This window comes from Pseudomonas sp. MDT1-17 (genome assembly GCF_054898105.1).
This window is the reverse complement of the sequence record NZ_JBUBVM010000001.1, coordinates 5001592-5013989: the sequence shown is the minus strand read 5'-3', so window position 1 is coordinate 5013989 and position 12398 is coordinate 5001592. Positions and strand designations below refer to the sequence as shown.

The 12398-nt window shown below is 61.3% G+C and carries 10 protein-coding genes; 6 read left to right on the top strand and 4 right to left on the bottom strand.

Features of this window, described 5'->3' with window-relative positions; genetic code table 11:
* Positions 1 to 5 precede the first annotated feature (5 nt).
* On the top strand, positions 6 to 473 hold the full coding sequence (locus ACYZTX_RS23220) for a TlpA disulfide reductase family protein (protein ID WP_462036014.1): 468 nt from the start codon (positions 6 to 8) through the stop codon (positions 471 to 473).
* Between the two features lie 93 nt (positions 474 to 566).
* Here ACYZTX_RS23220 and ACYZTX_RS23215 read toward each other — a convergent pair whose 3' ends face one another.
* From ACYZTX_RS23215 to ACYZTX_RS23200, 4 genes are all read right to left on the bottom strand, one after another.
* On the bottom strand, positions 567 to 971 hold the full coding sequence (locus ACYZTX_RS23215; RefSeq protein WP_462036013.1) for an META domain-containing protein: 405 nt from the start codon (positions 969 to 971) through the stop codon (positions 567 to 569).
* Entirely contained in the window at positions 971 to 1405 is a 435-nt protein-coding gene (locus tag ACYZTX_RS23210; protein ID WP_462036012.1) for a hypothetical protein, read from the bottom strand. Before ACYZTX_RS23210 ends, ACYZTX_RS23215 begins: the two co-directional genes overlap by 1 nt.
* Positions 1406 to 1482: 77 nt before the next feature.
* Positions 1483 to 2475 carry a 2-hydroxyacid dehydrogenase gene (locus tag ACYZTX_RS23205; protein ID WP_462036011.1) on the bottom strand — a complete coding sequence of 331 codons (993 nt, stop codon included), beginning with the start codon at positions 2473 to 2475 and terminating at the stop codon, positions 1483 to 1485.
* A 21-nt stretch (positions 2476 to 2496) separates the two neighbouring features.
* Positions 2497 to 5250: a response regulator gene (locus ACYZTX_RS23200; RefSeq protein ID WP_462036010.1), complete on the bottom strand. Its 2754-nt coding sequence runs from the start codon at positions 5248 to 5250 to the stop codon at positions 2497 to 2499.
* Positions 5251 to 5464: 214 nt separating this feature from the next.
* On the opposite strand from ACYZTX_RS23200, the gene ACYZTX_RS23195 reads away from it, so the two are divergent.
* From ACYZTX_RS23195 to relA, 5 genes are all read left to right on the top strand, one after another.
* Positions 5465 to 6187 carry a response regulator transcription factor gene (locus ACYZTX_RS23195; protein ID WP_462036009.1) on the top strand — a complete coding sequence of 241 codons (723 nt, stop codon included), beginning with the start codon at positions 5465 to 5467 and terminating at the stop codon, positions 6185 to 6187.
* Positions 6174 to 7604, top strand: a complete 1431-nt coding sequence (locus ACYZTX_RS23190; protein WP_462036008.1) for a histidine kinase sensor domain-containing protein — start codon at positions 6174 to 6176, stop codon at positions 7602 to 7604. The genes ACYZTX_RS23195 and ACYZTX_RS23190 overlap by 14 nt, the downstream gene beginning before the upstream one ends.
* 167 nt (positions 7605 to 7771) lie before the next feature.
* A complete protein-coding gene (gene cysM / locus ACYZTX_RS23185) occupies positions 7772 to 8674 on the top strand; it encodes a cysteine synthase CysM (RefSeq protein WP_462036007.1) in 903 nt (300 codons plus the stop codon).
* Complete coding sequence (rlmD, locus tag ACYZTX_RS23180; protein WP_462036006.1) at positions 8674 to 10026, top strand: 23S rRNA (uracil(1939)-C(5))-methyltransferase RlmD; 1353 nt, start codon at positions 8674 to 8676, stop codon at positions 10024 to 10026. The genes cysM and rlmD overlap by 1 nt, the downstream gene beginning before the upstream one ends.
* Positions 10027 to 10150: 124 nt before the next feature.
* On the top strand, positions 10151 to 12394 hold the full coding sequence (gene relA, locus ACYZTX_RS23175) for a GTP diphosphokinase (RefSeq protein WP_462036005.1): 2244 nt from the start codon (positions 10151 to 10153) through the stop codon (positions 12392 to 12394).
* Positions 12395 to 12398 lie beyond the last annotated feature (4 nt).

Here is a 12398-nt window from a genome sequence, read left to right as displayed (position 1 = left end):
ACGACATGACTAGGCGACTGGCAGCGGCATTGGCGATCATCGGTACGTTAATGCTGGGGGGCTGCGGTAACGACTATGGCATCGACCAGAACGGCCAGAAAGTCGCCGCCGAACGTTTGGACAAACAATGGCTGGTGCTCAATTACTGGGCTGAATGGTGCGGGCCGTGCCGAACCGAGATCCCGGAATTGAACACCTTGGCCGATCAACTCAAGGACAAGAAGATTGGGGTGTTCGGGGTCAACTTCGACAACGTGCAGGGCGAAGAGCTGAAAAGCGCCAGCGAGAAGCTGGGGATCAAGTTCACCGTACTTGCTGCGGATCCGGCGGAGCTTTTTGAATTGCCGCGCAGTGAGGCGTTGCCGGTGACCTACATCATCGATAACAAGGGCAAGGTACGGGAACAGTTGATGGGGGAGCAGACGGCGGCGCAGGTGATGGCTAAGTTGGAGGCGTTGCAGGCCAAGAACTAAAAGCCAAAGATCGCAAGCTCCTACATGGATTGCCGAACACCCTGTAGGAGCTGTCGAGCCTTGGCGAGGCTGCGATCTTTTCGGGGCTGATGATCAACCCTCTTCAAGCCACCAACGCAACGGCTTCCCTTGCGCCGGCCAAAAGCGCATCTGCTCGATCGGCGAGACGTCCCAGCGTTGAACGTTTTCCAATGCCTGGAGGAAACGCTTTTCCTGCTCCATCAACGCCGGTGCACACAGTTTGCGGGTGCTGCCGACTTTGCCGAAGCTGAGCTTGTCGCCTTCCAGGGTGTACGGCGCGAACCAGTGGTTGCAGCCGCCGTTGCCATAGGCCCGACCGTCTTCACCGAGGGTGACGGTCAGGTGGCTGTAGTCCATTAACGGACGTTCGCCGATCCACTCCAGAATGTAGCTGCGATTCTGTTGCAATTGCACCGGCTCGGCGGCGCAGCCCAGCAGGCTGGCGCCAACCATCGCGGTCAGAGCAAGGCGTTTCATCACGCAGGCTCCTGGCATTTCGGGCACAGGTGCTTCTCGCCGAGCGTGGTCCAGCCCAACTCGGCGATCCGTGCAGTGGCAGCGGGCTTTTCAGCCTTGTTGCCCAGCTTGGCGTCGACCGCGAACTCGAAGCTCAGCTCTTTGGCGCAGCTGTCGCAGTTGACTTTCCAGGTGTGGATCGCCAGTTCGCCGAACACCGGACCACTGGCCACCGCGACCCATTGGCCGGGCGGGTTGATCAGGTGGCGAACCGTTTCGACGGTCAGGCGCATGGACAAGTCCTTGGCACCCTTGAGGGTCACTACCAACACGTCGTTATTACGAATCGAGCCGCCGTTGCCAGTGACTTGATAACGCCCCGGCACAAGGGCGCGGCATTCGGTGAGGGTGTGTTGCGGGTTCATCAGGCTATAGCGGAAATCGTGTTCGACCATGGGTCCTCCAAATATGCGCGGCATGCTAGCACGGACATCAGCGCAGCATGGCGCGGGCATGTGACCTTCGATCTGGTTCAGTCAGCCTTCACCCGATTCACTGGCGCGCCCGCCGCCCAGGCCGCGATGTTCTGCAGGGTGGTCGCGGCAATCGCGCCCAGGGCTTCGCGGGTCAGGAAGGCCTGGTGAGCGGTGATGATCACGTTCGGAAAGGTCAGCAGCCGCGCCAGCACATCGTCCTGCAGCGGCAGGTCGGAACGGTCCTCGAAGAACAGCTGCGCCTCCTCTTCATACACATCCAGCCCCAGATAACCCAATTGACCGTCCTTCAACGCGTCGATCAGTGCCGGCGTGTCCACCAGACCACCGCGTCCGGTGTTGATCAGCATCGCGCCGGGCTGCAGGTGCGCCAGTGACTCGCGGTTGATCAAGTGTTTGCTCTGCTCGTTGAGTGGGCAGTGCAGGCTGATGATCTGCGACTCGGCCAGCAGTTGCGGCAGGCTCAGGTAACGGGCACCGAGGGCTTCGACGTGCGGGTTGGGGAAGGGGTCGTAGGCCAGCAGTTGGCAGCCAAAGCCGTTCATGATTTTCGCGAAGGTCGCGCCGATCTGTCCGGTGCCGACTACGCCGACGGTCTTGCCCACCAGGTCGAAGCCGGTCAGCCCGTGCAGGCTGAAATCCCCTTCGCGCGTGCGGTTGTAGGCGCGGTGCAGGCGTCGGTTGAGCGCCAGGATCAGCGCCACTGCATGTTCCGCCACCGCGTGGGGCGAGTAGGCCGGGACGCGTACAATCGACAATCCCAGAAGCTTCGCCACCGCCAGGTCGACATGGTTGTAACCGGCCGAGCGTAGGGCAATCAGGCGTGTGCCGCCGGCGGCCAGTCGTTCGAGCACCGGCGCGCTGAGGTCATCATTAATAAAGGCGCAGACCACCTCGTGATACTCCGCCAGCGCCACCGTATCGAGGCTCAGTCGCGCCGATTGAAAGTGCAGCTCGATGCCGAGCGGTAGCTCGGCACTGAGAAAACTGTCGCGGTCGTAGGTCTGGCTGCTGAAAAGAATCGTACGCATGCGGTCCTCCTGGAACGTGCATCAGGCATTTATACGGGCATGAGCGGCCAGGCGATTGATGGCCCGGTCGAGGTCTTCCAGCGCGCTGGGGGCTTTGGGGTCCTGTTGCTTGAGCAGGGTTTCGCTGCGTTGGCAGGCGGCGCGCAGTTGCGGGACGCCGCAATAGCGTGTCGCGCCATGCAGGCGATGGACGCGCTCGATCAGGGCGTTCTGGTCGTTGTTTTCCCGGGCAAAGCGAATCGCCTCGCGGTCGGCTTCCAGCGACGCCAGCAGCATCGCCAGCATGTCCGCCGCCAGATCAGCCTTGCCGGCGGCCAGGCGCAAACCTTCCTCGTGATCGAGCACCTGCAACTCATGCCCGCCGCCATGGCTGTCGCTGGCGCGCTCCGGCCCATGATTGCGCAGCGCCAGGCCGGACCACTTCAGCACTACCTGGGCCAGTTGCCGTTCGCTGATCGGTTTGGTCAGGTAGTCGTCCATACCGCTTTGCAGCAGTGCGCGTTTTTCGTTGGCCATGGCGTGAGCGGTGAGGGCAACGATCGGCAGCGGCGTGCAATGCCGTTCACTTTCCCACTGGCGAATCGCTTCGGTGCTTTGACGCCCGTCCATGCCGGGCATCTGGACGTCCATCAGCACCAGATCGAAGGTCTCAGTCTGCACCGCCTTGACTGCCGCGTAACCGCTTTCCACCGCGAGTACTTTGGCGCCCATGTCTTCGAGCAGGGTTTGCACCAGCAACAGGTTGGCCGGGTTGTCGTCGACGCAAAGCACCTTTGGCGCACGGCTGGACAACGGTTCGCCGGGTTCGCTGCGGTGCTGACGCGGGTTGACCAGGTCGGACAAGGCCCGCCGCAGTTTGCGGGTACAGGCCGGTTTGGCCTGGAGCTGGCTGTGCGGGTTGGGCACCGAGAGGTGGAACAGCGTCTGTTCGGTGGTCGGGCACAACACCAGCACCTTGCAACCCAGGTGTTCGAGGTCCCAGATGTGCTGGTTGAGGCGCTCCGGTGGCATGTCATTGCTGGTGATGCCGAGCACCGCCAGGTCGATCGCCTGATCGGTCTGATGGGCGCTGGTCACGCCATTGGCCAGGTTTTCCAGGGTATTGAACGGGATGACTTCGAGGCCGCAGTCTTCCAGTTGATGCTGCAGCGCCTGACGGGCCAGTTCGTGGTTTTCCAGTACTGCCACCCGGCGCCCGAGCAACGGTGGGCCGGGCAGGTCTTCGGCGTCGTCGCGGGTTTTGGGCAGGCTCAGGCTGATCCAGAATTCCGAGCCTTCGCCGGGCGTACTGTCGACACCGATTTCGCCGCCCATCTGTTCGATCAGACGTTTGGAAATCACCAACCCCAGACCGGTGCCGCCCGGTTGCCGGGACAGCGAATTGTCGGCCTGGCTGAAGGCCTGGAACAAAGCGCGCACGTCCTGGTTCGACAGTCCGATACCGGTGTCCTGAATGCTGATGCGCAGTTGCACGCTGTCTTCATGATCCTCTTCAAGCATGGCCCGGGCGACGATAGTGCCTTCGCGGGTGAACTTGATCGCGTTGCTGACAAGGTTGGTGAGGATCTGCTTGAGCCGCAGCGGATCACCCACCAGCGACAGCGGCGTATCGCGATAGACCAGGCTCACCAGTTCCAATTGCTTGGCGTGCGCGGCCGGGGCGAGGATGGTCAGCGTGTCCTGGAGCAGGTCGCGCAAGTTGAACGGAATATGGTCGAGCACCAGTTTGCCGGCCTCGATTTTCGAGAAGTCGAGAATCTCGTTGATGATCCCCAACAGGCTGTCGGCGGACTTTTCGATGGTGCCCAGATAGTCGAGCTGGCGCGGGGTCAGCTCGCTTTTTTGCAGCAGGTGCGTGAAGCCGAGAATGCCGTTGAGCGGCGTGCGGATTTCATGGCTCATGTTGGCCAGGAACTCGGATTTGATCCGGCTCGCTTCAAGGGCTTCCTTGCGCGCCAGGTCCAGCTCGATGTTCTGGATTTCGATGGTTTCCAGGTTCTGTCGCACGTCTTCGGTGGCCTGGTCGATGCTGTGCTGCAATTCTTCCTGCGCGTTCTGCAGGGTGCCGGCCATGCGGTTGATGCCGGACGCCAGTTCATCCAGCTCCTGGCTGCCGAGGGGCGGCAGACGGGTTTCCAGATGTCCGTCCTTGAGTTGCGCCACCGCTTGCTTGATCTGGCTCAGCGGCCGATTGATGGTCCGCCCCATGCGCAACGCCAGCAGCGCCGCACCGGCCAGGCCTGCGCCGATCAGCAGGAGGCTGGCAAACAGGCTGCGGTAACCGCGCAGCAGCATGCCGGTGTGGGACAGTTCGAGCTCGACCCAGCCCAGCAGGCGGTCAGCTTCATCGGGAATCACGTCACCGGCCAGATTGCGGTGCTTGCCGAACACCGGCAGCAAGTAACGCGTCGCGTCATTGCCGCTGCGGCGCAGCATCTGCGAACTGTTGCCGACCGGTGCCTGATTGAGCATGGTCGGGCCGGCGTGGGCCACCAGGGAGCGGTCGGGCGCGAGGAACGAAACGGCGCGCACGTCTGTTTGTTCGAGGGATTGGGTGGCAATGCGTTCCAGCAGGTCGGTGTTCTTGTGGCCCATGGCCGGGGCCACCAGGGGCGCCAGTTGTTCGGCGATCATTTCGCCACGCTGCATGAGCTGGGTTTGCAGGTCGGATTGCTGCGTCCAGGTGAAATAGCCGCCCAGAACCAATGCCATCAGGCTGGTCGGCAACAGGGTCAGCAACAGCACGCGGCCTTTAATTCCCAGTTTCTTGAGCACGCATCTCTCCTGCATCCAGCTATTTAATGACCTGCACGTACGTCCGGCACGCGCCACTTGCGCAGTGTAGCGATTTGCAGGCGGGCAATCTTCGTAAAATTGATGTCGGCGTTCGTCGGCCCGATCGCCACTTTTACGTCATGGGAAAACCTTGTGTTGCCCACAGCGAGGCAATCTTGAATAATCGCCAACTGAGAATTATTTGCAGATACTCATGGCTCCCATCTCTGTTAACCAGCCCCGAATTCTTTCCATCGAAGACGACCTCGTGCTCGGTGCGTATGTTCACGAGCACCTGGGGCGTTGTGGTTTTCAGGTGACCTGGTGCCAGAACGGTCAGGAAGGTTTGACCATCGCCCGCCAGCAAGCCTTCGATGTGGTGCTGATGGATATTCTGCTGCCGGGCCTGGACGGCCTGAACGTACTGACACAGTTGCGCCAGAGCCATTCCACCCCGGTGGTGCTGATGTCGGCGCTCGGTGCCGAGGCGGATCGCATCAGTGGCTTTCGCCTGGGCGCCGATGATTACCTGCCCAAACCCTTCAGCATGGTTGAGTTGCGGGTGCGCATCGAAGCGATCCTGCGGCGGGTTGTGCTCGACCGCCGGCCAGTGCCGGCACCGATTGCCCCTTTGTCGGGCAGCCTGCGTTTCGACGATGAACGCTGTGATGTCTTTTATGGCGAACACGTTGCCGGCCTGACCCGCAGCGAGTACCGGTTGCTGGAAACGCTGAACCGCAGCGGCGATGAAGTCCTGAGCAAAGCCTTCCTTTATCAGCATGTCTTGCAGCGCGGTTACGCGCCCCATGACCGCAGCCTCGACATGCATATCAGCCAGATCCGTCGCAAGCTCAAGGCCATCGGGTACACCGAGCGGGAAGTGCGCACGGTCTGGGGCAAGGGTTACGTATTGAGTGCTGTCGATGAAATGGTCTGACCTGCCAGGCAGGCATTCACTGTTCTGGAAGCTGGCCTGTTTGTTGGTGGCGTTCTGTCTGCTGATGATCTGGCTCAGTTGGTCCTGGGGCCGCTACATGGAACAGAAAAACCGGTTCCTGTCCGACGAGGCCCGGGGCACGCTGACCCGCTACGCCGCCGAGGCCGAGCAGGCATGGAATGAGCGCCAGAGTGCAGGCATCGATGTCTGGTTGCAGAGTGTCGGCGATCGCGAGTCGACGTGGGTCGGTGTGATTGGCGGCGATTTGCAGTCATTGAGCAGTTACCCGCTGACGGGAAAAGAAATCCAGCGCCTGACTTTTTTGCGCGGTCTGGACTGGCCGATGAGTCGCCATACCAAAGGCCTGCCGTGGCTGCGCGTGCCTTTTCCCAACGATCCGTCCGCCGGCAGTCTGGTCATCGAGCTGCCCCAGCGTTTCATGCCCGGTCGCTACCGGGTGTTCTGGCGGGTGATCACCAACGGCGTGATTCCCGGACTGTTCACCTTGCTGTTGTGCGTCGGTCTGTATCGGTTGCTGGTCGTGCCGTTGAACAGTCTGCGCGAACAGGCCAATGCCTGGCGTGCCGACCAGCTGAGCGTGCGCCTGTCGAGCCAGACCACCAACCGCTCGGATGAGTTGGGTGAACTGGGGCGGGCCTTCGACCACATGTCCGAGCGCCTGCAAAGCACGGTGGCCCTGCAACAACAACTGCTACGCGACCTGTCCCACGAATTGCGCACGCCACTGAGTCGCCTGCGAGTGGCCAGCGAAAGCGAGCAGGGGCTGGCGCAATTGCGCGAACGCATTGGCCGAGAAGTCGATGGCATGCAACGGCTGGTGGAAGACACCCTGCAACTGGCCTGGCTCGACACCGAACGCGCCCCATTGCCCGATGAAGCCATCCAGATCCAGGCGTTGTGGGAGATGCTCACGGAAAATGCCTGCTATGAAAGTGGCTGGCCGGCGAGCCAGTTGCAGTGCGCGGTGGATTCGTCGTGCTGGGTGCGCGGCCATCTCAATACATTGGCCCAGGCGCTGGAAAACATCCTGCGCAATGCCATTCGTCATTCACCGCCGGGCGGCGTTGTGCGCCTGGGTGGGCAGCGCGATGGCGATTTCTGGCATGTGTGGCTGGAGGATGAGGGCGGCGGGGTGGCTGATGGAGATCTGGAACGGATCTTTTCGCCGTTCATCCGACTTGACGGTTCGCGACCTGGGGATGGTGGATTTGGCTTGGGGTTGAGTATTGCGAGGAATGCGGTGACGCGTCAGGGCGGGACGCTTTGGGCTGAGAACACCGGGCAGGGGTTGCAGTTGAACATGCGGTTGGTGACTGATGAGGGTGGAGTCAGTGATGACGCCTTCGCGAGCAGGCTCGCTCCCACGTTGGAACGGTTGCAGCCACAAAAAGTGTGAACAATGCAGACCCTGTGGGAGCGAGCTTGCTCGCGAAGAGGCCCTAACGTTCACCATAAAATCCGTCCTTATTCCCATAAACCATAAGCACCGCACTTTGCGTGATATGGCCTGCCGAAGTTTGCCGGTATGATAGGCGCCCCCGCAGTCTGGATTGCGAATACGCCATGACCTTGCAGTACCCAACCATCGCCGATTGCGTCGGCAATACCCCGCTGGTCCGTTTGCAGCGCCTGCCTGGCGCCACCAGCAATACCCTTTTGCTCAAGCTCGAAGGGAATAACCCGGCGGGTTCGGTCAAGGACCGGCCGGCGTTGTCGATGATCACTCGCGCCGAGTTGCGCGGGCAGATCCACGTCGGCGATACGCTGATCGAAGCGACCTCGGGTAACACCGGGATTGCGCTGGCGATGGCCGCCGCGATCAAAGGTTACAAGATGATCCTGATCATGCCGGACAACTCCAGCGCCGAACGTAAGGCCGCCATGACGGCGTATGGCGCCGAGCTGATTCTGGTCACTCAGGAAGAGGGCATGGAAGGGGCCCGCGACCTCGCCCAGCGAATGGAAGCCGAAGGCCGTGGCAAGGTGCTGGATCAGTTTGCCAACGGCGATAACCCCGAAGCGCACTACACCACCACCGGCCCGGAAATCTGGCGTCAGACCGAAGGCTCCATCACGCATTTCGTCAGTTCGATGGGCACCACCGGCACCATCATGGGCGTCTCGCGCTACTTGAAAGAGCAGAACGAGAGCGTGCAGATCGTCGGTCTGCAACCGATGGAAGGCTCGGCGATTCCGGGCATCCGTCGCTGGCCGCAGGAATACCTGCCGAAGATCTACCAGGCCGAGCGCGTGGACCGAATCATCGACATGGCGCAAAGCGAAGCCGAGGACGTGACCCGTCGTCTGGCCCGCGAAGAAGGCATCTTCTGCGGCGTGTCCTCGGGCGGTGCCGTGGCAGCCATGCTGCGTCTGTCCCAAGAAGTTGAAAACGCGGTGATCGTCGCGATCATCTGCGACCGTGGCGACCGTTACTTGTCGACCGGCATTTTCGACGCGCCCAACTGATGGCCAAGCAAGAGAGAGGCCTGCGCTTCCAGCCCACTGGCGGCAGCAAGGCCCCGCAAATCCCGACGGGTAAAAAGCAGCGCTTGAGCATCGAGCGCCTGGCCAATGACGGTCGCGGTATCGCTTTTTTTGAAGGTCGCACCTGGTTCGTCATCGGCGCATTGGCCGGTGAAGAAATCGAGGCGCGCGTATTGGGCGCCCACGGCAAAGTGGTCGAGGCGCGTACCGAACGCGTGTTCCAGGCCAGCGAACTGCGCCGCCCGGCACCGTGTCCGCATGCCGGTCGCTGTGGTGGCTGCAGCGTGCAGCATCTGCCGCACAACGAACAACTCGCCCTGAAACAGCGCATGCTCGCCGAGCAATTGTCGAAGGTTGCCGGTGTCGTACCCGAAGAATGGGCCGTGCCGTTGAGCGGTCCGGAATTCGGCTACCGGCGTCGTGCCCGAGTGGCGGTGTGCTGGGACAAGAAAGCGAAAAAACTCGACGTCGGTTTCCGCGCGGCGGGCAGTCAGGACATCGTTGCGATCAACGAATGCACGGTGCTGGTACAGCCCTTGCAACCCATCATGACCCGTTTGCCGGAAATGCTCCGGCGCTTGAGCAAACCTCAGGCGCTGGGGCATGTGGAATTATTTGCCGGATCAAAGCTGGCCGTTTTGCTGCGGCACATGGCGCCGTTGTCCGACGCCGATATGACGATCCTCAAGGATTTCTGCGCGTTCCATGAAGCTCAATTGTGGCTGCATGGAGAGGGCGAACCGCAACCGGTCGAGGCTGACCAGTCGTTGGGTTATCGTCTTGAACAGTGGGACTTGAACCTGGCTTATCGGCCAGGGGATTTCATTCAGGTCAACGCCGGGGTCAACGAGGCCATGGTCGCCCAGGCGCTGGATTGGCTGAAGCCGAAAGCAGATGAACGCGTTCTCGATCTATTCTGTGGTTTGGGTAACTTTGCCTTGCCGCTGGCCAAGGCCGTTCGTGAAGTGGTGGCGGTGGAAGGTGTGCAGGCGATGGTCGAGCGGGCAGCTGCAAACGCTGCTAGCAATAATCTGAATAACGCAAAGTTTTTTCAGGCCGATTTATCCCAGCCTTTGACCGATGCCGAATGGGCGCGCGAAGGCTTTTGTGCGGTACTCTTGGATCCACCACGGGACGGTGCTTTCGAGGTGGTGCGCAAGCTTGCGTCCCTGGGCGCCAAACGGTTGGTATACGTGTCGTGCAACCCTGCAACGCTGGCGCGCGATACGGTTGAATTGATCAAGCAGGGCTACCGGTTAAAACGTGCCGGGATTCTCGATATGTTTCCTCAGACGGCACATGTCGAGGCCATGGCGTTATTTGAAGCGAGCTAGGACGGCTCGTCTGGTCCGACTGGCCCGCCCGTGCCGCGCTCGCATTAGCCCCGCGAGCGTTCACGGGTAGCGAAAGGTCAGCGATTTGACGCAGTGAATCTGCGTCGTAGGGAAGGTAAGCAAGATGGTACAGGTGAGAGCACACCAGCCGATCAACACCGACGGCAGTATCAATCTCGAGGCTTGGCTCGATCACGCGGTCAGTGTCGATCCGGCACTGGATCGCGAAGCCTTGAAGGAAGCGTGCGAGTTCGCTCGTGCGTCTGAACAACAGGCCAATGCTGCGAAAAATCTATGGTCCGAAGGGACCTCGAGTTTCCGCACGGGCCTTGAGATCGCCGAGATTCTCGCCGACCTCAAACTCGATCAGGATTCGTTGGTTGCCGCGATCCTGTATCGCGGCGTGCGCGAAGGCCAGATTGAATTGCCGGCGATCAGCCAGCGCTTCGGTCCGGTGGTCGCCAAACTCATTGACGGCGTGTTGCGCATGGCGGCGATCAGCGCCAGCCTCAGCCCCCGTCAATCCCTGGTGCTGGGCACTCAGGGCCAGGTCGAAAACCTGCGCAAGATGCTGGTCGCCATGGTCGACGACGTGCGCGTCGCGCTGATCAAACTGGCCGAACGCACCTGCGCGATTCGTGCGGTGAAAACCGCCGATGACGAAAAACGCAACCGCGTCGCCCGCGAAGTCTTCGATATCTACGCGCCTTTGGCTCACCGTCTCGGTATCGGTCACATCAAGTGGGAGCTGGAGGACTTGTCCTTCCGTTACCTTGAGCCCGATCAGTACAAGCAGATCGCCAAGTTGCTCCACGAGCGGCGTCTGGATCGCGAGCGCTTCATCAGCGACGTGATGAGCCAACTGAAGAATGAGCTGACCGCCACCGGCGTCGATGCCGACATCAGCGGCCGGGCCAAACACATCTATTCGATCTGGCGCAAAATGCAGCGCAAGGGTCTGGAGTTCAGCCAGATCTACGACGTGCGTGCCGTTCGCGTGCTGGTGCCGGAAATGCGCGACTGCTACACCGCGCTCGGCATCGTCCACACCTTGTGGCGGCACATCCCGAAAGAATTCGACGACTACATCGCCAACCCGAAAGAGAACGGCTACCGCTCGCTGCACACCGCGGTGATCGGCCCCGAGGGCAAGGTGCTGGAAGTGCAAATCCGCACCCACGCCATGCACGAAGAAGCCGAGCTGGGCGTATGCGCGCATTGGCGCTACAAAGGCACCGACGTCAAAGCCGGCTCCAACCACTACGAAGAGAAAATTTCCTGGCTGCGTCAGGTCCTCGAGTGGCACGAAGAGCTGGGTGACATCGGCGGCCTGGCAGAGCAGCTTCGGGTCGATATCGAGCCGGACCGGGTCTACATCTTCACCCCGGACGGTCACGCCATCGACTTGCCGAAGGGCTCGACGCCGCTGGACTTCGCCTACCGCGTGCACACCGAAATCGGTCACAACTGCCGTGGCGCGAAGATCAACGGGCGCATCGTTCCGCTCAACTACAGCCTGCAAACCGGTGAACAGGTCGAGATCATCACCAGCAAGCACGGGACCCCGAGTCGCGACTGGCTGAACTCGAACCTGGGTTACATCACCACCTCGCGGGCGCGGGCGAAGATCGTTCACTGGTTCAAATTGCAGGCGCGCGACCAGAACGTCGCGGCCGGTAAAACCTTGCTCGAGCGCGAACTCAATCGCCTCGGTCTGCCAGCGGTGGACTTCGACAAGCTGGCCGAAAAGGCCAACATGAAAACCGCCGAGGACATGTTCGCCGCCCTCGGTGCCGGCGATTTGCGCCTGGCACAACTGGTCAATCTGGCGCAGCAACTGGTCGAACCGGAACGCGGCAACGAGCAACTGGAGCTGATCCCGCGCAAGGCCACCGGCTACAAACCGGGCAAGCGCGGCGACATCCAGATCCAGGGCGTCGGCAACCTGATGACCCAGATGGCCGGCTGCTGTCAGCCGCTGCCGGGGGATGCGATCGTCGGTTACATCACCCAGGGCCGTGGCGTGAGCATTCACCGTCAGGACTGCGCCTCGGTGCTGCAACTGGGCGGGCGCGAGCCTGAGCGGATCATTCAGGTCAGCTGGGGCCCGGTGCCGGTGCTCACCTATCCGGTGGACATCATCATCCGTGCCTACGACCGGTCCGGTTTGCTGCGTGACGTTTCGCAAGTACTGCTCAACGAGCGGATCAACGTGCTGGCGGTGAACACCCGCTCGAACAAAGAGGACAACACCGCGTTGATGTCCCTGACCATCGAGATTCCGGGACTGGATGCACTGGGGCGGTTGCTGGGGCGGATTTCCCAGTTGCCGAACATTATTGAAACCCGCCGTAACCGGACGCCGTGAAACC